This is a genomic window from Alistipes communis (assembly GCF_006542665.1).
Lineage (GTDB): Bacteria > Bacteroidota > Bacteroidia > Bacteroidales > Rikenellaceae > Alistipes > Alistipes communis.
This window is the reverse complement of the sequence record NZ_AP019735.1, coordinates 1,585,595-1,612,591: the sequence shown is the minus strand read 5'-3', so window position 1 is coordinate 1,612,591 and position 26,997 is coordinate 1,585,595. Positions and strand designations below refer to the sequence as shown.

Below are 26,997 nucleotides of genomic sequence, written 5' to 3'. Positions count from 1 at the left end.
AAGGGTCAGCAGTGTTCGCCGACCCATTTTTTGAACAGCTCGCCGCGCTGTTCGTAGTTGCGGAACAGATCGAACGAGGCGCAGGCGGGCGACAGCAGCACGGCGTCGCCCGGACGCGCCGCACGGCGGGCAGCCTCCATCGCCTCGTCCAGCGACGCCGTGGAGATCACCTCCGGCACGACGCCCGTGAAGGACTCGACGAGCTTGCGGTTGTCGACACCCATGCAGACGAGCGTATGCACCTTCTCGCGGGCGAAGGCTTTGAGCGGTTCGTAGTCGTTGCCCTTGTCGGTGCCGCCGGCGATCCACACCACGGGACGTTTCATGCTTTCGAGCGCATACCACACCGAATCGACGTTGGTCGCCTTCGAATCGTTGATCCACAACACGCCGTCCGTTTCGCGCACGGGTTCGAGACGGTGCTCGACCGGCGCGAAAGCGTAAATCGAACGGCGGATACGGTCGGGCGCGACGCCGGCCGCGAGCGCGGCCAGTGCGGCAGCCATGGCGTTGTAGGCGTTGTGCAGCCCGCCGATACGCATCCGGCGCGTGTCGATCTCGACCGAACGGTCGCCCACGGCGGCCGTGAAGCGGCCGTCGCGGCTCAGGAAGGCGTCGCCGTCGCTGCCGGCGACGGCAGCCCGTGCGGCGAAGGGCAGCTGCCGCTGCGGCAGCCGATACGACGGCAGCAGCGACCAGATCGTTTCGTCGTCGGCCGAATAGATGAAGTAGTCGCCTGCACGCTGGTTCTGCGCAATACGCATCTTCGCCGCGGCATACTTCGCGAACGAGTGGTCGTAGCGGTCGAGATGGTCGGGCGTGATGTTGGTCAGCACACCGATGTCGGCCCGGAACCGGAACATGCCGTCCAGCTGGAACGAGCTGAGTTCCAGCACATACCAATCGTACCGGCCGGTTGCGACCGAATAGGCGAAGCTCTCGCCGATGTTGCCGCCCAGGGCGACGTTGCAGCCCGCGTCGCGCAGAATCCGGTAGACGAGCGACGTGGTGGTCGTCTTGCCGTTCGAACCGGTGATGCAGATCGTGCGCGCACCGTCGAGATAACGCCCCGCGAATTCGATCTCGGAGATCACGGGAACGCCCCGTTCGCGCAGTTTGCGCACGATGGGCGCCGAGTCGGGGATGCCGGGCGACTTGACGCATTCCGAAGCGGCGAGGATGCGCTCCTCGCTGTGGCCGCCCTCCTCGTAGGGCACGCCCCATGCTTCGAGTTTCATCCGGTAGCGGTCGGCGATGCGGCCGCTGTCGGACAGAAAGACGTCGAACCCTTTCCTGCGGGCGAGGATCGCCGAACCGTAGCCGCTGATACCTCCGCCCAATACAACGAGTTTCTTCATTTCAAAATGGCGTCAGGCGTTGAGAATCCGCTGGTACATCTCGCAGACGAAGTTGAGAATCGGCGCATAGCGCCCTTCGCGCAACGACTCGGAGAGCATCGAATAGTACTCCACCACCTCTTCGATCGGGAAGGGCTGGCAGGTGAAGTAGTAGGCCGACAGCGGCGACGAGGGGTTCTCGCGGATGTAGGCGCAACGGCGCTCCTTGATGCCGCGGTCGAGCAGACGCAGCTCGGCGTTGAGCTGCCGCTGCCGCTCCGGCGACAGGTCGTCCCACTCGCCCGCGAGGTTCTGGCGGCGCAGCGTCGCGGCGCGAAGCTCCTCGCGGCGATACTTCCTGCCGTATTCGTAGTCGGCTTCGAAGACGGGCGAGCCCTTCACGCGCCAGTCGAACGTATCCCCGTCCTGAAACAGGCCGAGGACTTCGAGCTGCTCGCCCGGAAGGATGAAGAAGCTGGCGAGCGCCGGCGCACCGGCCGCATCGTCGCGGCGGTGGAGCGTCACGGCATAGATCTTATCGTCGTCGGGCAGCATGTACCGCCCTTCGAGATCGGTCTGCGCCGTTCGCAGGTCGCCGGAGAAGGCCTTGTCGTACTCCGCATAACTGAGCCGCATGTCGACGCGCGGAACGCTCACGGCGATACGTCCTTTGAGCGGAGCCGGCGCCTGAGCCCGTGCGGCGAAACAGCCGAGCAGCAGCAGGGATACAATCCAGATTTTTTTCATGTCATTCATCGTTTTTTGGTTTGATTATCGGATTTTGAGCGTCGCGAGCGCCGCGAGCGACAGCAGCATGCTCACGATCCAGAAGCGGATGACGATCTTCGTCTCGAAGATTCCCTTCTTCTGATAGTGGTGGTGGATGGGCGACATCAGGAAGATGCGCCGTCCCTCACCGTAGCGGCGTTTGGTATATTTGAAATAGGAGACCTGCATCATAACCGAAAGACTCTCGACAAAAAACACGCCGCAAAGGATCGGCAGCAACAATTCCTTGCGGATGCAGAGGGCGAAAACGGCGATGATGCCTCCGATGGCCAGCGACCCCGTATCGCCCATGAAGGTCTGGGCCGGGAACGAGTTGTACCACAGGAAACCGATCAGTGCGCCGGCGAAGGCAGCCGCGAAGACCACCAGTTCGCCCGAACCGGGGATATACATGATATTGAGGTAGTCGGCATAGACGATATGGCCCGAAAGGTAGGCCAGGATCGCCAGCACCACCACGATCGGCGCCGAAACGCCCGAAACCAGACCGTCGAGCCCGTCGGTGAGATTGGCGCCGTTCGACACGGCCGTGACGACGAAGATTGCCACCAGCACGTAGAGAATCCATGTGGCCACGCGGTTGCCGCCCGTGAACCACGCATAGTCGAACTCGTTGTTCTTGACGAAGGGGATCGTCGTCTGCGTGGTCTTGACGCTCTCGGTGCCCATGACCACGCGGTTCGTCGTGACGCTTTCGATCACCTCGCCGTCGTCGTCCACGAAGATCTGCTGGACGGGTTCGACCACCTTGTCGCGCACCACGACTTCGGGCGAAGCGCACATCACCGTGCCGACGATGATGCCGATGCCCACCTGTCCCACGATCTTGAACTTGCCTTTGAGCCCCTCCTTGTTGTGGCGGAAGACCTTGATGTAGTCGTCCAGGAAGCCCAGCAGCCCCAGCCAGACGGTCGAAACGATCATCAACTGAATGTAGATGTTGTCCAGCCGGCCGAACAGCAGCACGGGAACCAGCACGGCCAAAAGGATCATCACGCCGCCCATGGTGGGCGTGCCCCGTTTCTGGAGCTGGCCTTCGAGGCCGAGGTTGCGGATCTCCTCGCCGATCTGACGGCGCTGCATGAAGCGGATGATCCCCTGTCCGAAGGTGATCGTAATGAGCAGCGCCAGGATGACGGCCAGCGCCGAGCGGAACGAGATGTACTGGAACATGCCCGCACCGGGCAGGTCGTAAGAACGGTCGAGATATTGGAAAAGATGATACAGCATACGTCGATAAAGTGCCGGTCGGCGCCGGCGGAATAAATGAGGTTAGCGGTGAATGGAAAACTGATGTTCGATCTGTTGACGGTCGTCGAAATGGCGGCGCTCGTCGCCCACGATCTGGTAGGTTTCGTGTCCCTTGCCGGCAAGCAGCACGATGTCGCCCGGACGGGCCAGCATCGCCGCCGCGCGAATCGCTTCGCCGCGGTCGGCGATGCGCAGGTAACGGGCTTCGGGGGGCAGGCCGGCGACCATCTCGTCGAGGATCGACTCGGGGTCTTCGTGCCGCGGATTGTCGGAGGTGAAGATGGCCGTCGCGGCGTACTTCACGGCCATAGCGGCCATTTCGGGACGCTTGGTGCGGTCGCGGTCGCCGCCGCAGCCGCAGACGGCGATGAGCTGTCCGCCGCCGGTGAGCAGTTCGCCGAGCGTCCGCAATACGTTCTCCAACGCATCGGGCGTATGGGCATAGTCGACCACGGCCGTACGGCCGTCGGCCGCACGCACGAATTCGAGCCGCCCGCTCACGGGCCTGAGGCAGCTCATCGCCGTCAGCACCTCGCTGCGGTCGGCGCCCAGCAGCAGTGCGGCGCCGTAGACGGCCAGCAGGTTCGAGGCGTTGAACCGGCCGAGAAATCCGACCCACACCTCGTCGCCGCCCAGACGCAGCAACATGCCGTCGAGGTGCTGTTCCAGTACGCGCCCCGTGAAGTCGGCGGCCGACCGGAGCGAATAGGCTGCCACCCGTGCACGGGTATTCTGCACCATGACGCGGCCGTTGCGGTCGTCGGCGTTCGTCAGGGCGAAAGCCCCGGCGGGCAGACGGTCGAAAAAGAGCTTCTTGGCCTCGATATAGGCGGCGAAGGTCTTGTGGTAGTCGAGATGGTCGTGGGTGATGTTGGTGAAGATGCCCCCTTCGAAATGCAGGCCGCGGATGCGCTCCTGCACGATGGCGTGCGACGACACCTCCATGAAGCAATAGGCGCAGCCCGCGTCGACCATTTCGCGCATCAGCGCGTTGAGCCGGATCACGTCGGGCGTGGTATGCGTCGACGCGATGCGCCGTTCGCCCACACGGTAGACGACCGTCGAAATCAGTCCCGCCTCGTAACCCAGCCGGCGGAAGAGGTCGTAGAGCAGCGTGGCGACGGTGGTCTTGCCGTTGGTGCCGGTGACGCCCACCAGATGCAGTTCGCGGCTGGGATGATCGTAGAAGGCGGCCGCCATGTCGGCCATCGCCGCATGGGTGTCGGCCACCGCGACGTAGCACACCCCTTCGGCCAGCGTTTCGGGCAACTGCTGGCAGACGACCGCAACGGCGCCCGCCGCAACGGCCTGCGGAATAAAACGGTGTCCGTCGGCCGCCGTTCCCGTCACGGCGAAGAAGCAGCTGCCCGCCGCGACCTCGCGCGAATCGCAGGTCAGCGAGCGAACGACCTGTCCCGCCGCATTGCAGACGGCCGCGACCGGCGTCGAACCGATCAGATTGTCGATACGTTTCATATAGTTCATTTATCTCAATTTCAATGTTACGGTTTGCCCCCGCTGTATCTTTGCGCCGGGCGGCAACGTCTGTTCGCGCACGGCCCCCTTGCCGGTGAAAGCGACCCGCAGTCCGCGGCTTTCCAGCAGAAAAACGGCCTCCTTCAATCCCATGCCGCGCACGTCGGGCATCGTATGCGGGTCGTCCGCAAGCGGCGTCACCGTCACCCTGCCGAGCGAATCGACGCGCGTACGCCCCCAGCCCGAACGGCGCTCGCTCACCACGCGGGGCATCAGTTCGCCCGCCGCCTCGCGGATCTGGGCGATGTCGCCCCCCTTGACCGTGCGGGCGTAATGCGCATCGTCGGTCTCTTCGACGCGGCCGTACCACTCGCGCTGACGGTTGTAGATGTAGTTGACGATCTGCTGCTCGACGGGTCCCGACAGACCGGCCCCGTAGTAGGTCGTACCCCGTCCGCGGCGGGTGAACATCGCCGTGAGCACCGTATACTTGGGTTCGTCGGCCGGAAAGTAGAGCACCATCGTACCGAGGTAATAGCCGTCGGAATATTTGATCCCGTCCTGCGCGAACTGCGCCGTACCGGTCTTGCCGGCGATCTTGAAGAGCGTCGTATCGCGGAAGAACTGCTTGGCCGTACCGGTCGTACCGACCTCTTCGAGGCACTCGCGCACCTTGCGCAGTGCCGACGAGGAGCAGATCTTGTCGACCAGCACCCGCCGTTCGGGACGCTCGACCACCTCGCCGCCGCGCCGGATTTCGCGCACGAGCCGCGGGGCGACCATGCAGCCGTCGTTGGCCACGGCGTTGTAGAGCGTGAGCGTATGCAGCGGCGTCAGTTCGATGGCATAGCCGTAACCCATGTTGACGATCGAGACGTCGGGGTACCAGATCTTCATGCCCGGCGCGGGGAAGATCGGGGCCACGGCGCCGAACTCCTCCAACCCTACCGTGCGGTCGAGGTGCAGGTGGCGCAGGTAGTCGACATAACGCTCGGGATCGTCCTTGTAGGTCTCGTAGACGGCGCGGGCGAAAAAGACGTTGGACGAGTGCGCGACGGCGTCTTTCAGATTGAGCGGCGGCAGCCCGTGCGAATCCTGCACCGTCGTGCGCCCCACCTTCACGCGGGCGCCGTTGCCGGTGTCGAAGGTCTCGTCGAGCGACATCCCCGCATCGTCGACCAGCGCCAGCAGCGCCGCGAGCTTGAAGGTCGACCCCGGCTCCATACGCGACGACAGGGCGTGGTTCTTCACCTCGGCGTAGGCGCCCGACTTGGTACGCGAAAGGTTGGCCATCGCCAGCAGGTCGCCCGTGGCGACCTCCATGACCAGCGCCGTACCCCACAGCGCATTCTGCGCTTCGAGCTGGCGGCGCAACGCGCGGTCGGCGACATCCTGCATCTCCAGGTCGAGCGTCGTCACCACGTCCAGCCCGTCCTCGGGTTCGGAGTTGTCGCCTCCGACCACGCGGCCGTAGAAACCGCGGGCGATGCGCTGACGGCGCGCCTTGCCGTCGCGTCCTTCGAGCACGTCGCGCAGAACGTACTCCACGCCGTAGTTGCCTTTGTCGCCGACCTGCCCGATCGTGCGGCGCGCCAGTTCGCCCTGCGGATAGACCCGTTCGTCGCGTTCGCGCAGGCGGTAGGTCATGCCCATATTCCAGTTGAGAATGGGATAGCGGCGCAAGGTCTGCCACTCGGTGTAGTCGATTTCGCGCGGGAAAAGCGCCACGGGCGTGTGGTCGCGCAACGTGTCGTAGAGCTTCACGGTCAGGAACTCCTCGCCCCGCATCCGGTCCCACCAGCGGGCGAGGCCCCCTTCGGAGCGCGGCACGAGCGTATCCTTGCGGTAGGTGACGCGGTAGCGGCGGGCGTGTTCGCGCTGCATCGCCTGCGCATAGGCCGCGGCCGATTTGTCGCGGAAATAGAGCGCCAGCAGCTTCGCGAGCGAATCGCTCTGCTCACGGAACGTGCGGAGCGAGTCGAACCCCGGGCTGCCGTAGTCCATTTCGACCTGATAACGGAAGAGCGACGTGGCCAGCGGCTCGCCGTCGCGCGTCAGGATATTGCCGCGCCGTGCGGGAATGATCTCGTCGGTGAAGATCCGCCCCTCCAAACGTTCGGCGTTGTAGGCCACCTCCGACGAGAAGAGCTGCACCCAGATCAGACGCGCGAAGACCAGCGCCGCGATCAGGACGAAGGCGGCGTAGAGCAGGTGCACCCGGAAGAGGATGTCGCGCTTGATCGGGGAGTTTTCCTTGGGCTGCGGCATGGTCACTCTTCGATGATTTCGCCCGGAGCGGCCGGATCGTACAACGGAATGCCGCGCTCCGCGAGCGCGCGCACGACGGCCGAATGGGTCGTCGAACGGAAACTCTGCTCCTGCAAGCGTACGGAACGTTCGCGCAGGAGCTGCACCTCGCGTTCGAGGCGCGTATATTTCATGTCGAGATGCAGCGCCGTGAACATGACGAAGATGCTCACGAAGAACGTGACGGCCATATAGATCAGGTAGCGGTAGTAACCCGAAAAGCTTTCGCGCACGAGGATGTTGCCCGAAAAGAGCAGCCACAGGAAACTCGACTTGCGGCGGCGCTCCATGCGGGCGGCGCGCTCCTGCTCGGCACGCTGCTCCTGCTCGGCCTCGCGGTCGGCACGCAGGTCGTCGTCGGCCTCGCCGCGCTGCACGCGCAGCACCTCGCGGCGGATCTTGCGGGCGAGTTCCGCCTCGCGGGCCGCGGCTTCGCGGTCGGCGTCGGTCGCTGGATCGAATTCGGTGTCTTCGTAGCGCATGGGTTACCGGTCGTTTTTAATCGCCGCACGCAGTTTGGCCGAGCGGGAGCGGGGATTGCGATCCAGCTCTTCGGGCGAAGGCGTGACGGCCTTGCGGGTAAGAAGCGTGAAAGGACTTTCGGCACGGCCGTAGAAATCCTTCTCGACGCGGCCGTCGAAGTTGCCGCTGCGCAGGAAATTCTTGACCAGCCGGTCTTCGAGCGAATGGTAGGAGATCACCACCAGCCGACCGCCCGGCCGCAGCACCCGAAGGCTCTGTTCGAGCGCCATCCGCAGCGCCTCCATTTCGCCGTTGACCTCGATGCGCAACGCCTGAAAGAGCTTGGTGAGGAACTTCGCCTCCTCCCGTCTGGGCGTACACGGCGCCACGGCCGCTACCAGCGCGTCGGTCGTTGTGATCGGCGCGGCGGCACGGGCCCGCTCGATGCAGCCCGCGACCTTCCACGGCGTGGAGAGTTCGCCCCAGTCGCCCAGCACGCGCGTGAGCGCATCGCGGTCGTAGGTGTTGACCACGTCGGCCGCAGTCCTGCCGCCGCGGCGGTTCATCCGCATGTCGAGCAGCGCCGTGCCGCGGAACGAAAAGCCCCGCTCGACGGCGTCGAAATGGTGCGACGAAACACCCAGATCGGCCAAAATGCCGTCGACCTGCGCAACGCCCCGCAGGCGCAGCGCAGCGCGCAGAAAGCGGAAATTACTCTCCACGTAATGAAAGCGCCCGTCGTCGGGACGGTTGGCGAGCGTATCGCGGTCCTGGTCGAAACCGTAGAGCCGCCCTTCGGGCCCCAGCAGCGAAAGAATGCGGCGCGAATGGCCGCCGCCGCCGAAGGTCAGATCGACGTAAGTGCCTGCCGGATCGACAGAGAGCAGTCCGACGGACTCCTCGAGCAACACCGGAGTATGGTAGCCCTGCTCCATGCGAGAAATAGGTATAAAAGCGTAATTTGGGGGTAAAGTTACCTATAATAAAAAAAATATCCCAACAAAATCGTTATATTTGCATGACGATACGGATATTCCTATGCCCCGAATTGATATCGACGAAGTGCTGCGCGAAAAGGCGCCCCGATTCGCAAAATACATCCCCCGTTTCATACGGAACTGGCTCCGGCGCACCATTCACGAAGAGGCGCTCAACGACATCCTCGCCGCAGGATGGAACCGCCCGCCGCAGGAGTTCATCCATGTGGCGTTCGAACGGATGCGCATCGCATACCGGATCGACGGGCTGGAACGCCTCGATCCCGCGGAGCGCTACCTTTTCGTGGCGAACCACCCCTTCGGCGGGCTGGACGGAATGATGATCGCCGACGCGCTGATCGAACGGTTCGGCGATGCGCGCGTGGTGGTCAACGACCTGCTGATGCACGTCGAACCGCTGCAACCGATCTGGCTTCCGGTCAACAAGCACGGACGGCAGACGGCCGCATACGCCCGCCGCTACGACGAAGCCTTCGCCGGCGAGCTGCCGATCCTGACCTTTCCGGCAGGACTCTGCTCGCGGCGGCGCGACGGCGTGGTGAGCGACACGCCGTGGCGGCTCAACTTCATCAAGCGCGCCCACGCTTCGGGGCGCAAGATCGTACCGCTCTACGTCGAAGGCCGGCTGTCGGACTTTTTCTACCGCATCGCGCGGCTGCGCGAACGGCTCGGCATCAAACTCAACGTCGAGATGCTCTGGCTTCCCGACGAGATGTTCCGCCAGGGCGGAAGCCGCTTCCGTATCGTGGCGGGCGATCCGATAGCGCCCGACGGCCTGCGGGGGACGCTGCGGCAGCAGGCCGACACCGTTCGCGGGGAGGTTTACCGACTCAAAGAGAAACTGCCATGCACGAAATAAAACCGATCATCGATCCGCTGCCCCGGGAAGAACTGCTGCGGGAGCTGACGCCCGACCGCAAGGTGCGCGACACGAAACGCGCCGGCAACGAAATCTACATCTTCACGGCGGCCGAATGCCCCGCGCTGATGCGCGAGGTGGGGCGGCTGCGCGAAATCGCCTTCCGCGCAGCCGGCGGAGGCACGGGAGAGGAGGTGGACATCGACGGGGAGGACAGGGCCGAGGGAGGATACCACCAGCTGATCGTCTGGGACCCAGCGGCGCAGGAGATCGTGGGCGGATACCGCTTCATCGTCTGCACGTCGAGCCGGCAGCCGCATCTCTCGACGGAACACTACTTCCATTTCAGCGATCTTTTCCGGCGCCGCTACCTGCCCCACACCATCGAATTGGGGCGTTCGTTCATCCAGCCGGCCTATCAGGCGCGCTCCAACACGAAAAGCATCTATGCGCTGGACAACCTCTGGGACGGGCTCGGAGCACTCATCGTGCTGAATCCCAAAGCGAAATACCTCTTCGGGAAGGTGACGATGTACAGCTCCTACCAGACCGTAGCCCGCAACACGCTCATCTATTTCCTGCACAAATACTTCCCCGACCGCGACCGGCTGGTCACGGGACGCCATCCGATCGATCTGGGGCTGGACGATCCCTACTACGAACGGATTTTCACGGGGGAGAACTACGTGGAAAACTACCACATCCTGATCCAGCGCATCCGCGAATTCAACGAGAACATTCCGCCGCTGATAAACTCCTACATGAATCTGTCGCCTACGATGCGGGTCTTCGACACGGTGGAGAACCCCGATTTCGGGGGCGTGGAGGAGACAGGCATCCTGCTGGCGATCAAGGATATATACCTCGAAAAACGCGAACGCTACACCCGCTGGGACGGCTGGCGCGCCAACCTGCGCGCACGGCGGCTCGCCTTCGCGGAGCGGATACGGAGCCACCTCGAAGCAGTCAAGTAGAAGCAACCGCGCCGCAAAACCCGCCAGCCCGCAGCCTGCCCGAAACGGAACTCTTCGAAACGGAATCGCCCGCTCTCTCCCCGCAAGCGTCTCCCGCCTGCGGACGCGATATGAAATTACGGCATGAAGAGTTTGGTTCCAATGTTTTTTTGAGTAACTTTACCTCGTATTGCGGAAATATGCCGCTGCATACGAGCGGCGTATATTGTTCAACGGATCTTCACATAAAGTCATGAACAAAACCCTGAAACCTCTCTTTGCATGCCTGTTTTCGGGCCTGATCTGCACCGGCGCAGCTGCCGCGGAACCGCAGGTCATCAACATCAAGACCGACGGATCGTCGATGGTCATGAGCGTGACTTCCGACGGCGAAGTCCTGTTCCACCATTTCGGAGGACGTATCGACGACGCGGCACCCGTGACCGGAATCAAGAGCTACCGCCGCACGGATCACGGCACCGACAACCTCGCCTACTCGACGATGGGCGGCCGCAACTTCCGTGAACCCGCCCTGCGCGTGACCCATGCCGACGGCGACATGAATACCGAATTGCGCTACGTGTCGCACACGACCCGAACGCTGGCCGACACGAATGTCACCCGAACCGTCATCAAGCTGACCGACACGAACCAGGCGCTCGACGTCGAACTCGTCTATACGGCCTATGCCGAGGAGAACGTCATCACGACGCACGCAGTCATCCGCAACCGGGAGAAGGGCAGCATCGTGCTGCACAGCTTCTATTCGTCGTCGCTGCCCGTCAAGGCACGCAGTTACCTGCTGACACACCTCTACGGCGCGTGGGCGCGCGAAAGTCAGGTCGACCACACGCTGCTCACGCATGGTTCGAAGAGCATCGAGTCGCGCAAGCAGGTACGCACGACGCATACCGAGAATCCGGCCTTCATGATTACGCTCGACAGCGAGTCGTTCGACGAGAATTACGGCGAGGTGATCGCAGGAGCACTGGCATGGAGCGGCAACTTCCGCCTCAACTTCGAAGTGGACGAATTCAACGTCCTCAACATTCTGGCCGGCGCCAATCCCTATGCGTCGGACTACACGCTCGGCGAGGGCGAGTCGTTCACCACGCCCGAGATGATCTATACTTACAGCTCCGAAGGCGCGGGCGGCGCGAGCCGCCACCTGCACGACTGGGCGCGCAACTACGGCGTATGGCACGGGCATACCTACGCCCCGACGCTGCTCAACAGTTGGGAGGGCGCCTATTTCACGTTCGATGCCAAGACGCTCACGGAGATGATCGACGATGCCGCCGACATGGGGCTGGAAATGTTCGTGCTGGACGACGGGTGGTTCGGCAACAAATATCCGCGCAACGACTCCAATGCGGGACTCGGCGACTGGCAGGTCAACGCGAAGAAACTGCCCGAGGGCATCGATTACATCGCATCGTACGCCCACCAAAAGGGGATGAAATTCGGTATCTGGATCGAGCCGGAGATGGTGAACCCCCGAAGCGAACTGGCCGAGAAACATCCCGACTGGATCGTGAAGGCGGGCAACCGCGAAATACCCCGTATGCGCAACCAGTGGCTTCTCGATCTGAGCAATCCGAAGGTGCAGGATTTCGTCTTCTCGGTATTCGACAATACGATGAAACTCTCGCCCAATATCGACTATATCAAGTGGGATGCCAACCGCCACGTCGAAAATGCAGGGTCGGAGTACCTGCCCGAGGACAAACAGTCGCATTTCTGGATCGATTATACGCAGGGCTTCTATAAGGTCATGGAACGCATTCGGGCCAAATATCCCGATGTGCTGATCCAGGCCTGCGCCTCGGGCGGCGGCCGCGTGGAGTTCGGCGCAATGAAATACTTCAACGAAGTGTGGACCAGCGACAACACCGAAGCGCTTTCGCGCACGCGCATCCAGTACGGTACGAGCCTTTTCTATCCGGCGACGGTCATGGGGTCGCACGTGTCGGCCACGCCAAACCATCAGACCGGCAATATCACCCCCATCAAGTTCCGCTTCGACATCGCCTGCGCGGGACGTTTGGGCATGGAGCTGCAACCCAAGCGGATGGACGACGCGGAGAAGCGATTCGCACGGAAGGCCGTCGCCAGCTACAAGGCGTATCGCGATATCGTCATGGAGGGCGACCTCTACCGTATCGGCACCCCCTATGACGATACCGGCTACTACGGGATGATGTATGTCTCGAAGGACAAGAAAAAGGCGGTGCTCTTCACCTACTGCATCCGCTACCAGAGCCGCACGCTGATCCCCAAGTTCCGCCTGCACGGCCTCGACGCCAAAACCCGTTACACCGTCCGGGAACAGAACACGGACAAAAAAAGGTTCTGGTTCGACGGCGGCACCTTCACGGGCGAGTACCTCGCCAATGCGGGCATCAATCCCAATCTGAGCAAAATCTACGACAGCGCCGTATTCGTGCTCGAAGCACAATAGCCGCTTCTTTCGATCGGCCCGGTACCGTTCCCAAAGCAGCCAATGAAGCAGGAACAGGCCAACAGTCCGGACAAGAAAGGCCCCTGCCGGAGAGACTTCCGGCAGGGGCTTTTTTTTCGGCTTCCTACCTCCGGAACTCAGCGTCCCGTGTATTCGACCGCGACACCGCGCGCGAACGTGCGGAACGCCTCGAACTCGGCGGGCGAGATCGCCTCCGGATAGCTCATCACCATGAGCCGGTGGGGCTGCGGCGGCCGCAAGTAGGAGGGGTGGATATAGTCGTATTCGTTGTAAACGAAACCGTTGCGTTCGTAGAATCCGCGACGGCGGCGCGAAATTTCGTCTTCGGGCGGATCGATCTCCAGGATGACGCGCCCCGCACGACGGCACAGGTCGTGCAGAATGCGCGCACCGTAATTGTGCCCGCGCAGAACGGGTTCGACGGCCAGATGTTCGAGGTAGGCGTAGCCTTCGTCGGCGAGCCACCAGAAGACCAGCCCCACGAACAGGTCGCCGTCCCACACGCTCTCGGCATGCAGGCGGCCGTCGGCGAGCGCGGCGTCGTAGTCCCGTTCGCTACGGCGCTCGCACGGAGGGAACGAAGCTTCGTAAAGTCGGTACGCCGCAGCCCAGCCGGCGTCGGCGGTGGAGAGGAATCTCCGGTATGTCAGTGTTTCCATAGGCGCTAAGATACGAAGTTTCGCGAATTCCGCCAAGATAGCCCCAACAAAACTTCACACGTCGTTCCGATTCCGCGCAGGTGTCGTCACTGCTTCCGCTCTTTTCGCAGTGCGATCCCGCAGGCCGGAGGCCTGCTAAATTGAGTATAGAGGAATTACATCGGAATAAATCATGTCGCGCGGAGCGCACCATAGACTCCGCATTGCACCGGAGGAGGAAACAGATCGGACGGAGGTTCGAGCGCCCGGAGCGGGCGTGCAAAACGACGGGCAGCAGGCGAGTGCAGAGGCCGCTTGCGGACTTTGCCGAGCCGCCACAGTCGAAGCGGTGCAATCTTTTGCGCCGCAACAGCGCAGTCTTTTGTGCCCGCTCAGGGAGAACCGCCGTCCGATCCCGACAGAGGTGCCCTGCGGACACTTTTGGCGCCACCTTTCGGTGACAAAAGGTGGTAAATCCGCTCCTCGCAGGAAACGCCCAATCGGAGGTGCGGGATACTTCCCGAAGTAAGAATCGATTTCTTCTGTCGTGCATTTTTTCTTCTGTGCTTTTGGCTTGATCCAAAAGCACCAAAAGATCAAGCACCGCGAAAAGTAGCGGGTGACGACACCGGCGCTCGCTGAGCGATCACGCAAGATCTACGCCGTTTGCGCACGATCGCTCCGGGCGCTCGCGCCGATGCCGCCACTTCTTCCGCTATTTTCGCGGTGCATTCGGGCAGGCCGAAGGCCTGCTAAAACTGAGTAAAAAGAGATCAAAATCATCGTTGCGCGCAGCGCACAACACTTCCGCATCGCACCGGAGGCGGGACAATACAGTCTTCCGTACCCTGCGGGGAGAATATTTCCCCCGCAGGAAAACGCAGACGGCGACGGGTTTCGAGATTACGACAAATTTCGTACATTTGCCCGACTTTATCGAGCAGAACAGGCATGGAGTGGATCGATACCCTTTTCGTGGAACATACGGCGTTGCAGGCGGTGGTCGTCGTCGCCCTGATCTGCGCCGCGGGCATGGCACTGGGCAAGGTGCGCATCGGCGGCATCTCGCTGGGCGTCACGTTCGTCTTCTTCGTGGGAATTCTGGCCGGTCACTTCGGACTGTCGGTCGACGAAGAGATGCTCGAATATGCCGAAAGCTTCGGACTGGTGCTCTTCGTCTACTCGCTCGGATTGCAGGTGGGGCCGGGCTTTTTCAGTTCGTTCCACCGGGGCGGCGTGCGACTCAACCTGCTGGGACTCGGCGTCATAGCGATCGGCACCTGCATGACGATCCTCCTGAGCCGCATCACCCCCGTAGCGCTCCCCGAGATGATGGGCGTCCTGTGCGGCGCGACGACCAACACGCCGGCGCTGGGTGCGGCGCAGCAGACGCTCAACCAATTGGGAATTCCCTCCGACGGAGCGGCGCTGAGCTGCGCGGTGACCTATCCGCTGGGTGTCGTAGGGGTGATCCTGGCCATTCTCGTGATGCGCCGCCTCTGGGTGCGGCCGTGCGACCTGGCCGCGACCGAATCCGGCGACACGCACAGCACCTACATCGCAGCCTTCCAGGTACACAATCCCGGCATATTCGGCATGACCGTGCGCGAGGTCGCACGTATCAGCCACATCCCCTTCGTCATCTCGCGGCTGTGGCGCGACGGCAAGGTCTCGATCCCCACCTCCGACACGCAGTTGCAGGAGGGCGACCGGCTGCTGATCGTCACGACCGAACAGAACGCCGAGACACTCACGGCGCTCTTCGGCGAGCAGGAACAGACCGACTGGAACAAGGAGGACGTCGACTGGAACGCGATCGACAGCCGGCTGATCTCGCAGTCGATCGTCATCACCCGCCCCGAAATCAACGGCAAAAAGTTAGGAGCGCTGCGGCTGCGAAACAGCTACGGGATCAACATCAGCCGCGTCTACCGCAGCGGCGTACCGCTGCTGGCCACGCCGAGCCTCGTATTGCAGATCGGCGACCGCGTGATCGTCGTGGGCGAAGCGCCGGCGGTGCACAACGTCGAGAAGGTGCTCGGCAACGCCGAAAAGAACCTCAACGAACCCAACATCGCCGCCATTTTCATCGGCATCATCCTCGGACTGGCCGTCGGCGCCGTGCCGCTGCATCTGCCGGGCATCTCGGCGCCCGTGCGGCTGGGACTGGCCGGAGGGCCGATCATCGTGGGTATCCTGATCGGCACGTTCGGGCCGCGGCTGCACATGATTACCTACACGACGCTGAGCGCCAACCTGATGCTGCGCGGCATCGGGCTGTCGATGTACCTGGCCTGTCTGGGACTGGACGCCGGCGCACACTTCTTCGACACGGTCATGCGTCCCGAAGGAGCGATGTGGATCGGTCTGGGTTTCGCGCTGACGCTGCTGCCGGTGCTCGTCATGGGATGGATCGCCCTGCGCTGGTCGCGGCTCGACTTCGGGTCGACCTGCGGCATGCTGTGCGGCGCCATGGCCAACCCCATGGCACTCGGTTATGCCAACGACACGATCGAGGGCGACAACCCGTCGGTGAGCTACGCGACGGTCTACCCGCTGTCGATGTTCGTGCGGGTGATTCTGGCGCAGGTGGTGCTGCTCTTCTTCCGCTGAGCCTTCCCGCTACATCGGTTACGCGCTACCCGTCGATACGGCGGAGCAGGCGGGCGGGAACGCCTCCCACGATGGTATTCGCCTCCACGTCTTTCGCAACGACCGCACCGGCCGCCACGACGGCATTGTCGCCGATGGTGACGCCGCGCAGAATCGTCGCGTTCGAACCCACCCAGACGTTCCGGCCCAACACGATCGGCGCGGGAACGGTCGTACGGCGCTCGGCGGGTGCGATCCCGTGGTCGAGCGTGGCGAAGACCACGTTGTGGCCGATCTGGCAACCGTCGCCGAGCGTGACGCCGCCGTGGTCCTGAAAATGGCAGCAGGCGTTGATGAAGACTCCCTTCCCCACGGCGATGTTCCGGCCGAAATCGGTGTAGAACGGAGGGAAGACCCGCACCGAGGGATCGATCTCGTATCCGAAAAGCCGCGAGAGAAGCGCCCGCACCTCGTCGGGCGTATGGTAGGAGCCGTTGAGCTCGAAGGTGATGCGCCGCGCGGAGTCGCTCATCTCATCCATGAAACGGCCGATCTCCTCCGTATCGAGCGGACGGCGCGTTGCGGCGAAAGCCAAAAATTCGGAGAGGTTCATCGCAGGTTCTCTTTGAAAAACGATTCGATACGGTCGAAGGGAATCCGCTCCATATTGTCGTAGAGGTCCGTATGGTTGGCGTCGGGGACGATGTACAACTCCTTGTTGTCGCCCGTCAGCCGCCGGAACGCATCCTCGCTGAAATAGCGCGAGTGCGCACGCTCGCCGTGGAGCAGCAGCACGGCGCTGCGGATCTCGCCGGCATAGGTCAGAAGGGGCATGTTGAGAAACGACAGCGAGGAGGTCGCGTTCCAGCCTTCGTTGGAGTTGAGCGACCGCCGGTGATAGCCGCGCGGCGTCTTGTAGTAGGCGTGATAGTCCTTCACGAACTGGGGCGCATCGGCGGGCAGCGGATCGGCCACACCGCCTGCACGGGCGTAGGTGCCACAGCGGTAATCCTCCGTGCGCTGCGCATTGAGCCGCCGGCGGAGTTCGTGGCGTGCGTCGGCGTCCATCGCGTCGAAATAGCCGTTGGCCGTCACGCGGCTCATGTCGTACATCGTCGAGGCGACGGTCGCCCGAATGCGCGTATCGACGGCAGCGGCATTGAGCGCCATGCCGCCCCAGCCGCAGATGCCGAAGATGCCGATACGCCCGGGATCGACCCGCTCCGAGGTCGAAAGGAAATCGACCGCGGCGCAAAAGTCCTCCGTATTGATGTCGGGCGACGCCACGTAGCGAGGCTCGCCGCCGCTCTCGCCCGTGTAGGAGGGGTCGAAAGCGATCGCGATCAGGCCGCGTTCGGCCAGCGTCTGGGCGTAAAGCCCCGACGCCTGCTCCTTGACCGCCCCGAAGGGTCCGCAGACGGCGACGGCCGGCAAGCGCCCCGCAGCATTTTTCGGAATATACATGTCCGCCGCCAGCGTCAGGCCGTAGCGGTTGCGGAAGGTCACCTTGCTGTGGTCGACCTTGCCGCTCCGAGGGAATACCTTGTCCCACTCGGAGGTCAGATTCAGTTGCTCGTTCATCGTGATATCGGAATTGAAAATCGGATCGGCCGCATCGCTCCGGCGGCCGCACCGACCGTCGCAGGAGCCGGAAAGCATCGCTCCGGCCAGTAGCGTAAAACACACAAATCGTCGCATGGCGTCATTCGTTCGTTCATGTAACGGATTTCCCTCCGGCCGCACGGACACCGAACCCGTACAGGCCCGAAGGGAATTTCCTCCGATGCAAAAATACGGGTTCCGCACGGACAGACAGGCAGACGGATTACGGTTTGTCTTACCCGAATTACCGATTTTCGACGAACCGGACGGCGATCACTCCGATTTGGCCTCCTTCGAGCAGTTGACGCCCTTGCCGTGGAGCGCCCACTGGCCGCGCGCGCGCAACACCTGCTCGACGATGTCGCGCACACAGCCCCGACCGCCCGGATACTCGGAGACGTAGCGCGCCGCTTCCAGAATCTCGGAGGCGGCGTCGGCCGGTGCGACGGGGATGCCGACGGCGCGCATACATTCCAGATCGGGAATGTCGTCGCCCATGAAGACGACGTTGCGGGCGTCGAGGCCGTATTCGTCGAGAAATTCGCGCAGCGCCGCGATCTTGTCGGCGCAGTCGGCGTAGATCTTCGTGACGCGGAGCCGCTCGAAACGCTCCTGCAACCACTTGCCGCGGCCGCCCGTGATGATGCAGATCTTATACCCCAGCTTGGAGGCATAGGAGACGGCGTAGCCGTCCTTGGCATAGTAACGGCGGATGAAGTCGTCGCCGAAGGGGGTGATGCCCCCGTCGGTGAAGACGCCGTCGACGTCGAAGACGAAGGCTTCGGTCTTTACGATATCTTCCTTGAAGTTTCCCATATACTTTGTGTGATAAGTCGGTAGATGTCGCTCAGGAGGGCGTCGTCCGCCAGCAGGCGGAGATGGCGCTCCTGCGTGGGCAGGTCGCCCCGCACGGCGGGGCCCGTCTGTACGGCGGCCGGACGCGCGGCGGCGAGCGCCTTGGCCGTCGTCTCGGCGATGAGCGGCCGCAGCAGGTCGGCCGACACGCCCGCACGGCGCAGCACCTCGCCGCCCAGTTCGAAGAGGTGGTTGGCGAAATTGCAGGCGAAGACCCCCGCCAGATGCACCTGCCCGCGCAGGGTCGAGTCGGCATAGAGCACCGTGCGGCTCAGGCAGCGGGCGAAGGCCTCCACCTCGCCGCGCAGGTCGGGCGAGGCGGTCTCGACGAGGATCGGAATCTCCGAGAAGTCGACCTCGCGCCCCTTCGTGAAGGTCTGGAACGGATAGAAGACAGCCCGCCGCGGAAAGCGGGCCAGCGCGTCGACCGGCACGCTGCCGGCCGTATGCGCCACGACGGCCGCGGCATCGATCGGCAGCGACGAGGCTACCTCCGCGACGGCCGCATCGCTCACGGCGATCAGATAGATGTCGGCATGGGCCAGGCGTGAGGGATCGCTCTCCCCCACGGTGCCGGACAATGCCGCGACGGCGGCCACGCGGTCGCGGTTGCGGCCGAAAACCTGCCGCAGGCCGAGCGGCGAAGCTGCGACGGCGCGGGCGAGCGCTTCGGCGAGGTTGCCGCTGCCGATGATGACGACGGAACGGATCATGGATCAGATATCGATTAGGAGTACATTGGCCTGCGACCGCCGTGCGGCGGCGCGAATATCGGCAAGCAACTCGCCGACGACCTTCATTTCGGGTGAATCGCGGAAGTCGAGCGCCGAATCTCCGTGGCTCTCGACCTGTTCCAACACGTCGTAGAGCGTCAGCGCATGGATGTCTACCGCCGGAGAGAAGAGAGTTTCGCGGTCGTCGGACTCGCTGCGCACGGCCACCAGCAGCCGCGCCGTGACCAGCGAAAAGAGCACGTCGTTGACGATGCGCGTCGGCAGCCGCAGCGCAGTATGGATCTCGACGGCCGAAACGGGACCGTGGCCGTCGCGGAAGATGCGCGCCACGTGCAGCATGACGGCCAGCGTCACCTGACGGCGGTGGTCGTAGCTGATGCGCAGCGATTCGCGCTCCTCGGCAAAACGCGAGATGTTCTGATAGGCGAAGGCCAGCTCGCCGCCGAAGAGCAGAATCTGCCACGACCACTGCACCCAGATAAGGAACAGCGGCAGGGCGGCGAAACTGCCGTAGATGGCATTGTAGGAGGTCATGTAGCGTTGCAGCCAGACGTACCCCCACTGGAAGGCGAGGAAGAGCGTGCCGGCGACGATGCCCGCCATGACGGCGCTGCCCAACCTCACGCGCGTATTGGGCACCACGACATAGATGAACGAGAACATCGCCCAGATGACCAGCAGCGAGACGGCGCCCGACAGCAGCGTGTAGAGCGCACCGAAGGAGTCGATCCCCAGCAGATGACCGGCATAGCGCCCCGCCGTACTGCCGACGACCCACAGAATCGGCGTAATGACCACCACGGCGATGTAGTCGGTGAACTGCCGCGTGAAGCTGCGCGAGACCTTCACCTCCCAGATATTGTTGAAGGCCTCCTCGACCGAGCCGAAGACCCGCACGACGGCCCAGAAGAGCATGACGATCCCGACGAAGGCGACGACGCCTCCCTGCGCGGCGGCGAGCGCCTTGTCGGCGAAGGTGATGAGGTAGTCGACCACCTCGCGGTTGTGCGGAAAGAGCGAATAGAGGTTCTGCATCAATCCGTCGGCCAGCCCGAACCCCTTGACCACGGCGAAGACGAGCGCCGCGATCGGAACGATCGACATGAGCGTGTAGAAGGTCAGCGCCGCACTGCGCACCAGCGTGTCGTGTTCGTCGAGCCCGCGCGCCGTATAAAAGAGCAGCTTGTACTGCCGCACGCCCCAACGGATCAGTCCGTTGCGGTAGTTGCGTTCGTCTTTCAGAAAAATCGTCTCCGTAAGGAACGTCCAGAGGTTTTTGAAAAAGGCCATGCGATTGGAGAATTAACGCTGCCGGCCGCACCGTGCGGCCCTCGACGGATCACAACCATTTTTTGTACCGGAAAAACCAGATCGTACCCGCCGAAAAGAGTATCATGAGTCCGATGGCGAAGAGGTAGCCCAACGGCACGGTCGTCCCGTCGGGGAAGGTGTATACCCAGTCCAGTTCGGGCATGGCATGGAAATTCATGCCGTAGATACTCGCCACGAGCGTCGCGGGCATGAAGATCACGGCCGCCACCGAAAAGATCTTGACGATCTCGTTCTGCTCGATGTTGATGAGCCCCAGCGCGGCGTCCTGGATATAGTCCAGACGCTGGAAGCTGAAATCGGCGTGGTTGATGAGCGAGTTGACGTCCTTGATCATCAGTTGCAGGCGAGGGTAGATGTCGTTGGGGAAACGCTCCGAGCGCAGGATGCCCGACAGGACGCGCTGACGGTCGAAGATATTCTCGCGCAGCAACATCGTGCTCTCCAACAGGGCGTTGATGCGGTGGATCACCTTCTTGTCGATCGAGTCCTCCGAATTGATGTCCTTCGACAGGGCTGCGACCTGTTTGGCGATCATCTCCACCAGGTCGGCGTCGTAGTCGATGCGCACCTCCAACAGCGAGATGAAGAGGTGGTAGCCCGTCGAGAAGCTGCGGTAGCTCATCTGCAACCGCTTCTCGGCCTCGCGGAACGTGCGGAATTCGGCCGTGCGCACCGACACCAGCACGCCTTCGTTCGAAATGATGAACGACACGGGCTGCACGACGAACGAATCGCCCGTCGGCACGAAGAAGTTGGAGTTGGAGATGATGGCGTTCTCCGTCTCGGAATACTTCGAGGTCGACTCGATCTCCTCGACCTGCTGCTTGGTTTGGAGGCTGATCTCCATGAAGCCTTCGACAGCCTTCTGCTCCTTGATCGTGGGGTTCAGCAGATCGATCCACAGGATGTCGTCGTACCCCAGTTCGTCGAAGAGCTTGGGATCGGCATTGCGGATGATCTTGTTGTATTGTTTGAGGTAAATGGTAATCATAAGCACCCGGTTTGTATCCGGCGAACCCTCGCGGCGGCCGGATCGGTTGGACGTATCGTGAACTCCGAAAGGTGCTGCGCCCGCCGGCGCGGCGATTACCCTCTTCAGCCGGGTTCGACCAAAGGCGTCACCTTGACGCCGGAGGTCCAGAACTTTTGAAGAGCCTTGCGTTTCTCGTTATCGAACAAAAAATCGATGTTGCGCGTCAGGTAGTCGTAGGCATAGGGACGGTCGCGGTAGTCGCTCTGCTGGACGGCCTCGTAGATACGCTCCACACCGAAGGTGAGCGCCTCCTCCAACGCATCGGTCACCTCGTAGGGCGTCCCCTTGCGGGCGACCCACACCGCGAAGGCGAAGGGAAGGCCCGTCGCCTCGCGCCACTCGGCGGCCAGATCGTAGGAGTAGATGAATTCGTCCTCGTGGTCGAACACCTTGTCGCCGATGAGCAGGAAGGCGTCGCCCTCCTGCGGCGTGTCCAGCACCGCATAGTCGCTCATGTCGAGCCACTGAGGCGCGATCTTCCACCGGCGGGCCGCCAGATAACCGGTCAGCTGCACCGACGTGCGCGAATGGGCGTCGAGCCAGATGCGGCGCACCTCCTCGATCGGGGTGTTGGAGACCACCACCACCGTGCGCACCTCCCCCTCGGCGCCGATGCAGAAATCGGTGACCAGCTCGGCATCCTTCAACCGGGGAACGACGGCCGACGGCAGCAATGCGATGTCGGCATTGCCGTCGATGAAATTGCTTGCACAAAGGGCGGGGGGCGTCAACAAGAGTTCCGCGCGCAGGTCACCTGCGTGCCGGATACCGTAAATGAAAGGTATCGTATTGAGATACGATACGGCCGCTATTCGGGGGATAAGAGCCATCATCCATACGTGTTTACCTTTCGTCAGACTTCCTGTCCGGCTCGGAGCGGGAACGTTGCCGTTCTCCTGCCGCTCCGCCGGATCCGCTGCAAAGATACGAATAAGCGAGGGCAATATCAAATTTATTTGAATATTGCCGAGCGCGAGTATCTAAGACGCAGTCAAAGATACGAATAAGCGAGGGCAATTTTAATTTGAACATTGCCAAGGCGGAGTATCTAAGGCGAAGTCAAAGGTACGAAAAATTCGGGAAACGACCTCCGGCACGGGAGTTTATTTTCGGAGCGGGCGGGACTCCGGCCCTTCTCCGAATTCAACATATTGATTTAAAATATATTGCATAAAATTTTTTCTAAATCCCGTGAAAAGGCTTGACAAAGGGGGTTTCGGCATCGTATATTTGCCCTGTCGATCGACCGCAGGCCGGAGTTATCAACACGATCGCAGCCGGCAATTCCCCGTTATCAACATTCCGTCTCGGCTCCATACGCAACAGGAGTATCCGTTTCGTGAAATTGCGAACGGTTATCAACAATCCGTCAAAAACCTTTTCAACAATGACCCGCGTCCATCTCGCGCAATTGCTGCGCGACCTCGCCTCCGCGCACGACTACGCCTTCTTCTCGGCTCCGGACGAGTACATGCCCTCCGAAATCGACCGCTATCCCGCCGCCTGGCTTGCCCCGCCCCGCCTCAAAGAGGTCGAAGGCCGCCGTCACGGGAAACGCACCTACGAAATCCAACTGCACCTGCTGCAACCCGGCATGCGGCTCACGCACGCCGAACGCGCACGGCGGCTCGACGAAATGGAGCAGACGTTGCTCGGAATCTTCACGGAGCTGACCGAAGACCCGAAAGTCATCTGCGTCGAACGGCTCTCGATCCGCCCCCGCACCTGCGCCTTCACCAATCACGGAGAGATCTCGCAGAGTGCCACGGCCGAAGCGGTCGTCTGGTTCTGACCGCCCGCCCTGTCCGGCTCCTCCGCCGGAAACCCGTCCGGCGACCCGTCCGGAACGATGCGAAACCGCCTGCCGCAGCCTGCCGCACGGACAATCCCTGCCGGAACAGGCGTATGCACCTGTCCGAACCGCAATCAACGCAAATTCGTAAATCATCCATCGATCATGAGTTTTTACAAGATTCCCCAGAACTATGCACCGGGGTTCGTACCGCAACGCTACACCTTCATCAACGACGCGGCCGCCGCGACGCTGACCGCCCGTCTGACCGACACGCGCACCGCAGAGAGCGTCGCCGAACTGGTGCTGCGCGACCTCTGGATGCCGGAGATCGACGTATCGGCCTTCCTGCGGCGCATGGCCGCCACCGTCCCGTTCGAGACGGGAGCGACCGGCCTCTACGCACCGACGACACGCACGATGGCGCTCTCCCTCGCCATCGGCAGCGACAAGGCGCCCGACCGCATCTTCCTCCCCGCGACGCGGGAAACCCGCTCCGGCGAACCGCTCACTTCGCTGCCGGAGGTACGGCTCATCGGCGCCGAAGAGACGGACGAGGTATCGGTACACTGCCGCACGCAATGCTCGGCCCTCCTCACGGCGACCTGCAACGGCATCCCGACGCAGCGCACGTACGGCGTCGCGGCCGAGGGCGTCGCCCTCTTCCGGCTCGCAGCGGCGGAGTTCCCCGACGCGGAGGCGTTCGACCTGCACCTGACGGCCGACGGCGTAGAGTCGCATTTCCGCTACGAGGTGGCCGAAACGCCCGCAGGGAGCCGGCAGCTGGCGTGGCTCAACGAGGCGGGCGGCATCGACCGCTATACCTTTCCGCTGATCGAAGAGCGGCGTTACGAGATCGAAAGGCGCCGCCTGCTGCTCGAAGAGAGCGGATACACCCAGACGGAGGCCGTCGGCGAGGAGCGGCTGCGGATCGGATCGGCCTACGAGCCCGCCGCCGTACTGGATGCGCTGGCCCGGCTGGCCGCTGCGCCGGCGGTGTGGGCGGTCACCGAGGCGGGGTGGACGGAGGTCGACGTGGTGAGCGATTCGCTTCGCATCGAACGGCCCGGCACGCTGCAACGGCTGTCGCTGGAAATTCGCCCCCGGCAGAGAGGAGGGCGGCTATGATCCGGCTGCGAATCGATTCCGTCGTCTGCGACCTGGCGGCGGAACAACCACTGACGCTGGCATGGAGCGGCCGGACGCTGACCGATCCCGAAGCGGGGCGCAGCGGAGAGGCGCTGACCTTCGAACTCCTCCCGACGGCCGCTGCCGAGGCGTTGTTCGGCGCGGAATGCCACCTTTACGGCGCCGGCCGGTTCAACGCCGCGCTGCACCGAGGCGAGCTGCTGGCCGGCGGCACGCCGCTCGTAAGCGGCAGCGTACGGCTGGTGGAGACGCGCTGGCACGGCACGGAGCACCGCTACCGCGTGGAGCTGCGGGGCGGGGCGCACGCATGGGCCGAGCAGGCGGCGAAGGGGTGGTTCAGGGAATTGGAGGTAGCCTATGCAGGACGGCTGCTGCCGACCGAGATCGCCGCGGGGTGGAGCGACGACTCGCCCGTAAAATTCCTGCCGGTATACCGCGACCGCTACGAAATCGAGAACGGCGACGCGGGGCTCCGACCGCCCGAGCGGCTGCTCTCGACCGACGACTACCACCCCTTCCTGTCGATCCGCGCATTGGTGCAGGCACTCTTCGCCAAAGCGGGGTACACCGTCGAAAGCGCCTTCATGGAGAGCCCGTGGTTCCGCTCGCTCTACATGAGCGGCGCCTACGCCTCGCACGACACCCGCGTCCGGCAGCAGAAGATGGGCTTTCTGGCACGGCGCAAGGCCGACCGCACGACGACGGCCAATGCGCTGGGACGGGTGGAGGCCAACCCCTTCGTGACGCACAACACCGTGGGCAACCTCGTCGACGCCTTCTCGCCGCAGGAGGTCGACGAGACGGGGGCCACGCTCACCGACGCATACAGCGCCGGAGGCTGCCTGCGCATCGAGGAGGGCGAACTCTGCTTCCGGCCGCTGACGGAGGTGAGCGTGGGGTTCGAATACGAACTCCGCTACACGACCGACTACCGCATCCGTTCGCGGACGCGCCTGACGGGCTTCGACTCGGTGTGGCTGGGCGAAGACGCGGACGTGCGGTTCGAGCTGGCGAACCGTTTCGAAGACCGGCGGGAGGCGCTGCGCCCCTCCTTCCAGTACCGGATCGTCGTCTTCGACCACACGGAGGGCAACCGATGGACGCTGCGCTGCACGACGGACGGCGCGGAGACGACGCTGACGGACTTCACGACCCGTTCGACGCTCTTCACCACGCCGCAAGGGACGACGCTCGTCAACGCACGTCTCTACCGCAACGTCTCCGGCGTCTACGTCCCCTACACGGAGGACTGGGCGCTCTACGACGGGTATATCGGCGAAACGGGCCGGACCGAGGTGCAGATCACCGTGCGCACCTCGCCCGAGAGCGTGACGCCTACCGCGCCGAAATACTTCCGGCAGATCAGTTTCTACGGCGCCGAGGAGGGGATGAACTTCACGATCAGCCGCCGGTGCCGGCTGCGCCCCTGCTTCTCGTCGGCACCCGGATACGGCGCGGCGCTCGCCTTCGACGACGTGGCGCGGCACGAGATCCGGCAGGCGGAACTGCTGCGGGCGCTGGCGCATCTCTTCGACCTGAGGTTCCACACCGACGAACAGCTCAAACGGGTCTACATCGAGCCGGCGTGCGACTTCTACGATGCGACGACCGTCTGGGAGTGGAGCGACCGCATCCTGGGCGACACGCCGATCGCCGGCGCCGACCGTGCGCTCGACGTCCACGACCGGCGGACGTGGGGGTACCGCGACGCGGACGGCGCCGTGGCACGGTTCGACGCCGCCAACGACACGCGCTTCGGACGTTGGAGCCACGCCACGGCCTCCAAAGCGGCCAAGCAGGGCGAGGAGGTGTCGCTCAACGAACTGTTCGCCCCGACGCTCTGCGAAGCGGGCAGATACGCGAACGCACCGTCGGCGCTGATCCTCTGCGTGGGCGACCGCGACGACGCGACAACCGACGACGCGACCGCCGTCACGCCGCGCATCGTGCGCTGGATGGGGCTGCACGGCCTGCCCGCAGGCGAACGGTGGGGCTATCCGCTCGGCGACGAACGCTATCCGCTGGCGGCCTTCCACTTCACGGGCGACGCCGAGACGGAGGGGTTCACCCTCTGTTTCGAGGACCGCGATGCGCAGGAGGGGCTCCACCGCTTCTACGACGCACGCATCGCGGCCGAAGAGGACCGTCAGCAGGTGACGCTCCGGCTGCGGATCGCCCCCGACGAGTACGCGGCGCTCTTCCGGTTCGCAGGCGAAGCGCATCCCACGATCCGCTCCCGATTCCGGTTCCGGTTCGCAGGCGGAAGTTCGCTCTTCACGCTGCGCGCCGTCGAGGCCTACGATCCGCGCGAAGGCGTGGCGCACTGTACGTTCGACCGACTCTGCGACGACTGACC

The 26,997-nt window shown here is 63.2% G+C and carries 22 protein-coding genes; 7 read left to right on the top strand and 15 right to left on the bottom strand.

Going from position 1 to position 26,997, the window contains the following annotated elements; all coding sequences use genetic code 11:
• Window positions 1–5: 5 nt before the first annotated feature.
• Genes murD through rsmH form a run of 7 tightly spaced genes read right to left on the bottom strand, consistent with a single transcriptional unit; the run spans window position 6 to window position 8,557 of the window.
• Complete coding sequence (gene murD / locus FMF02_RS06690) at window positions 6–1,358, bottom strand: UDP-N-acetylmuramoyl-L-alanine--D-glutamate ligase (RefSeq protein WP_026074921.1); 1,353 nt, start codon at window positions 1,356–1,358, stop codon at window positions 6–8.
• 12 nt (window positions 1,359–1,370) lie between these two features.
• On the bottom strand, window positions 1,371–2,084 hold the full coding sequence (locus tag FMF02_RS06685) for a hypothetical protein (RefSeq protein ID WP_141412580.1): 714 nt from the start codon (window positions 2,082–2,084) through the stop codon (window positions 1,371–1,373).
• A 24-nt stretch (window positions 2,085–2,108) separates the two neighbouring features.
• Window positions 2,109–3,356: a phospho-N-acetylmuramoyl-pentapeptide-transferase gene (gene mraY / locus FMF02_RS06680; RefSeq protein ID WP_141412579.1), complete on the bottom strand. Its 1,248-nt coding sequence runs from the start codon at window positions 3,354–3,356 to the stop codon at window positions 2,109–2,111.
• Between the two features lie 42 nt (window positions 3,357–3,398).
• Window positions 3,399–4,853 carry a UDP-N-acetylmuramoyl-L-alanyl-D-glutamate--2,6-diaminopimelate ligase gene (locus FMF02_RS06675; protein WP_026074922.1) on the bottom strand — a complete coding sequence of 485 codons (1,455 nt, stop codon included), beginning with the start codon at window positions 4,851–4,853 and terminating at the stop codon, window positions 3,399–3,401.
• Between the two features lie 9 nt (window positions 4,854–4,862).
• Window positions 4,863–7,121 (bottom strand): PASTA domain-containing penicillin-binding protein, encoded by a 2,259-nt coding sequence (locus tag FMF02_RS06670; RefSeq protein WP_019130559.1) that lies wholly within the window; start codon window positions 7,119–7,121, stop codon window positions 4,863–4,865.
• A 2-nt stretch (window positions 7,122–7,123) separates the two neighbouring features.
• Window positions 7,124–7,642, bottom strand: a complete 519-nt coding sequence (locus FMF02_RS06665; RefSeq protein ID WP_019130560.1) for an FtsL-like putative cell division protein — start codon at window positions 7,640–7,642, stop codon at window positions 7,124–7,126.
• Between the two features lie 3 nt (window positions 7,643–7,645).
• Window positions 7,646–8,557 carry a 16S rRNA (cytosine(1402)-N(4))-methyltransferase RsmH gene (gene rsmH, locus FMF02_RS06660; protein ID WP_141412578.1) on the bottom strand — a complete coding sequence of 304 codons (912 nt, stop codon included), beginning with the start codon at window positions 8,555–8,557 and terminating at the stop codon, window positions 7,646–7,648.
• Between the two features lie 103 nt (window positions 8,558–8,660).
• Here rsmH and glsA point away from each other — a divergent pair, with 103 nt between their 5' ends.
• From glsA to FMF02_RS06645, 3 genes are all read left to right on the top strand, one after another.
• Complete coding sequence (glsA, locus tag FMF02_RS06655) at window positions 8,661–9,479, top strand: acyltransferase (RefSeq protein ID WP_141412577.1); 819 nt, start codon at window positions 8,661–8,663, stop codon at window positions 9,477–9,479.
• Window positions 9,467–10,453, top strand: coding sequence for a glycine N(alpha)-acyltransferase GlsB (glsB, locus tag FMF02_RS06650; RefSeq protein ID WP_141412576.1), 987 nt, complete (start codon window positions 9,467–9,469; stop codon window positions 10,451–10,453). The genes glsA and glsB overlap by 13 nt, the downstream gene beginning before the upstream one ends.
• Window positions 10,454–10,685: 232 nt before the next feature.
• Window positions 10,686–12,893, top strand: a complete 2,208-nt coding sequence (locus tag FMF02_RS06645; protein ID WP_141412575.1) for an alpha-galactosidase — start codon at window positions 10,686–10,688, stop codon at window positions 12,891–12,893.
• Window positions 12,894–13,030: 137 nt separating this feature from the next.
• On the opposite strand, the gene FMF02_RS06640 is transcribed toward FMF02_RS06645, so the two are convergent.
• Complete coding sequence (locus tag FMF02_RS06640) at window positions 13,031–13,573, bottom strand: GNAT family N-acetyltransferase (protein WP_019130565.1); 543 nt, start codon at window positions 13,571–13,573, stop codon at window positions 13,031–13,033.
• Window positions 13,574–14,503: 930 nt separating this feature from the next.
• On the opposite strand from FMF02_RS06640, the gene FMF02_RS06635 reads away from it, so the two are divergent.
• Window positions 14,504–16,165, top strand: a complete 1,662-nt coding sequence (locus FMF02_RS06635) for a putative transporter (RefSeq protein ID WP_141412574.1) — start codon at window positions 14,504–14,506, stop codon at window positions 16,163–16,165.
• Window positions 16,166–16,190: 25 nt separating this feature from the next.
• On the opposite strand, the gene FMF02_RS06630 is transcribed toward FMF02_RS06635, so the two are convergent.
• The 7 genes from FMF02_RS06630 to FMF02_RS06600 all read right to left on the bottom strand — a co-directional run bounded on the left by FMF02_RS06630 (window position 16,191) and on the right by FMF02_RS06600 (window position 22,533).
• Window positions 16,191–16,757, bottom strand: coding sequence for a DapH/DapD/GlmU-related protein (locus tag FMF02_RS06630; RefSeq protein WP_019130567.1), 567 nt, complete (start codon window positions 16,755–16,757; stop codon window positions 16,191–16,193).
• Complete coding sequence (locus FMF02_RS06625; RefSeq protein WP_394344402.1) at window positions 16,754–17,725, bottom strand: alpha/beta hydrolase; 972 nt, start codon at window positions 17,723–17,725, stop codon at window positions 16,754–16,756. Before FMF02_RS06625 ends, FMF02_RS06630 begins: the two co-directional genes overlap by 4 nt.
• A 294-nt stretch (window positions 17,726–18,019) precedes the next feature.
• Window positions 18,020–18,562 (bottom strand): KdsC family phosphatase, encoded by a 543-nt coding sequence (locus FMF02_RS06620; RefSeq protein ID WP_019130569.1) that lies wholly within the window; start codon window positions 18,560–18,562, stop codon window positions 18,020–18,022.
• A complete protein-coding gene (locus FMF02_RS06615) occupies window positions 18,535–19,314 on the bottom strand; it encodes a Rossmann-like and DUF2520 domain-containing protein (protein ID WP_317129842.1) in 780 nt (259 codons plus the stop codon). The genes FMF02_RS06620 and FMF02_RS06615 overlap by 28 nt, the downstream gene beginning before the upstream one ends.
• Before the next feature lie 3 nt (window positions 19,315–19,317).
• Complete coding sequence (locus tag FMF02_RS06610; protein WP_019130571.1) at window positions 19,318–20,625, bottom strand: YihY/virulence factor BrkB family protein; 1,308 nt, start codon at window positions 20,623–20,625, stop codon at window positions 19,318–19,320.
• Window positions 20,626–20,674: 49 nt separating this feature from the next.
• Window positions 20,675–21,658 carry a magnesium transporter CorA family protein gene (locus FMF02_RS06605; protein WP_019130572.1) on the bottom strand — a complete coding sequence of 328 codons (984 nt, stop codon included), beginning with the start codon at window positions 21,656–21,658 and terminating at the stop codon, window positions 20,675–20,677.
• Between the two features lie 104 nt (window positions 21,659–21,762).
• Complete coding sequence (locus tag FMF02_RS06600; protein ID WP_141412573.1) at window positions 21,763–22,533, bottom strand: menaquinone biosynthetic enzyme MqnA/MqnD family protein; 771 nt, start codon at window positions 22,531–22,533, stop codon at window positions 21,763–21,765.
• A 554-nt stretch (window positions 22,534–23,087) separates the two neighbouring features.
• On the opposite strand from FMF02_RS06600, the gene FMF02_RS06595 reads away from it, so the two are divergent.
• From FMF02_RS06595 to FMF02_RS06585, 3 genes are all read left to right on the top strand, one after another.
• Window positions 23,088–23,492, top strand: a complete 405-nt coding sequence (locus FMF02_RS06595) for a hypothetical protein (protein WP_141412572.1) — start codon at window positions 23,088–23,090, stop codon at window positions 23,490–23,492.
• Window positions 23,493–23,657: 165 nt separating this feature from the next.
• The gene (locus FMF02_RS06590; protein WP_141412571.1) at window positions 23,658–24,620 is read left to right on the top strand and encodes a hypothetical protein; all 963 of its coding nucleotides are present in this window, start codon (window positions 23,658–23,660) and stop codon (window positions 24,618–24,620) included.
• On the top strand, window positions 24,617–26,995 hold the full coding sequence (locus FMF02_RS06585; RefSeq protein ID WP_244611643.1) for a hypothetical protein: 2,379 nt from the start codon (window positions 24,617–24,619) through the stop codon (window positions 26,993–26,995). The genes FMF02_RS06590 and FMF02_RS06585 overlap by 4 nt, the downstream gene beginning before the upstream one ends.
• Window positions 26,996–26,997 lie beyond the last annotated feature (2 nt).

What these genes read in the sequence shown, in the direction of transcription:
- murD (WP_026074921.1), bottom strand. Translation starts at nt 1,358, where the DNA reads ATGAAGAAACTCGTTGTATTGGGCGGAGGTATCAGCGGCTACGGTTCG.
- glsA (WP_141412577.1), top strand. Translation starts at nt 8,661, where the DNA reads ATGCCCCGAATTGATATCGACGAAGTGCTGCGCGAAAAGGCGCCCCGA.
- FMF02_RS06645 (WP_141412575.1), top strand. Translation starts at nt 10,686, where the DNA reads ATGAACAAAACCCTGAAACCTCTCTTTGCATGCCTGTTTTCGGGCCTG.
- FMF02_RS06670 (WP_019130559.1), bottom strand. Translation starts at nt 7,121, where the DNA reads ATGCCGCAGCCCAAGGAAAACTCCCCGATCAAGCGCGACATCCTCTTC.
- mraY (WP_141412579.1), bottom strand. Translation starts at nt 3,356, where the DNA reads ATGCTGTATCATCTTTTCCAATATCTCGACCGTTCTTACGACCTGCCC.
- FMF02_RS06640 (WP_019130565.1), bottom strand. Translation starts at nt 13,573, where the DNA reads ATGGAAACACTGACATACCGGAGATTCCTCTCCACCGCCGACGCCGGC.
- FMF02_RS06595 (WP_141412572.1), top strand. Translation starts at nt 23,088, where the DNA reads ATGACCCGCGTCCATCTCGCGCAATTGCTGCGCGACCTCGCCTCCGCG.
- FMF02_RS06675 (WP_026074922.1), bottom strand. Translation starts at nt 4,853, where the DNA reads ATGAAACGTATCGACAATCTGATCGGTTCGACGCCGGTCGCGGCCGTC.
- FMF02_RS06605 (WP_019130572.1), bottom strand. Translation starts at nt 21,658, where the DNA reads ATGATTACCATTTACCTCAAACAATACAACAAGATCATCCGCAATGCC.
- FMF02_RS06585 (WP_244611643.1), top strand. Translation starts at nt 24,617, where the DNA reads ATGATCCGGCTGCGAATCGATTCCGTCGTCTGCGACCTGGCGGCGGAA.
- FMF02_RS06635 (WP_141412574.1), top strand. Translation starts at nt 14,504, where the DNA reads ATGGAGTGGATCGATACCCTTTTCGTGGAACATACGGCGTTGCAGGCG.
- rsmH (WP_141412578.1), bottom strand. Translation starts at nt 8,557, where the DNA reads ATGGAGCAGGGCTACCATACTCCGGTGTTGCTCGAGGAGTCCGTCGGA.
- FMF02_RS06590 (WP_141412571.1), top strand. Translation starts at nt 23,658, where the DNA reads ATGAGTTTTTACAAGATTCCCCAGAACTATGCACCGGGGTTCGTACCG.
- FMF02_RS06620 (WP_019130569.1), bottom strand. Translation starts at nt 18,562, where the DNA reads ATGGGAAACTTCAAGGAAGATATCGTAAAGACCGAAGCCTTCGTCTTC.
- FMF02_RS06630 (WP_019130567.1), bottom strand. Translation starts at nt 16,757, where the DNA reads ATGAACCTCTCCGAATTTTTGGCTTTCGCCGCAACGCGCCGTCCGCTC.
- FMF02_RS06615 (WP_317129842.1), bottom strand. Translation starts at nt 19,314, where the DNA reads ATGATCCGTTCCGTCGTCATCATCGGCAGCGGCAACCTCGCCGAAGCG.
- FMF02_RS06600 (WP_141412573.1), bottom strand. Translation starts at nt 22,533, where the DNA reads ATGATGGCTCTTATCCCCCGAATAGCGGCCGTATCGTATCTCAATACG.
- glsB (WP_141412576.1), top strand. Translation starts at nt 9,467, where the DNA reads ATGCACGAAATAAAACCGATCATCGATCCGCTGCCCCGGGAAGAACTG.
- FMF02_RS06625 (WP_394344402.1), bottom strand. Translation starts at nt 17,725, where the DNA reads ATGAACGAGCAACTGAATCTGACCTCCGAGTGGGACAAGGTATTCCCT.
- FMF02_RS06610 (WP_019130571.1), bottom strand. Translation starts at nt 20,625, where the DNA reads ATGGCCTTTTTCAAAAACCTCTGGACGTTCCTTACGGAGACGATTTTT.
- FMF02_RS06665 (WP_019130560.1), bottom strand. Translation starts at nt 7,642, where the DNA reads ATGCGCTACGAAGACACCGAATTCGATCCAGCGACCGACGCCGACCGC.
- FMF02_RS06685 (WP_141412580.1), bottom strand. Translation starts at nt 2,084, where the DNA reads ATGAAAAAAATCTGGATTGTATCCCTGCTGCTGCTCGGCTGTTTCGCC.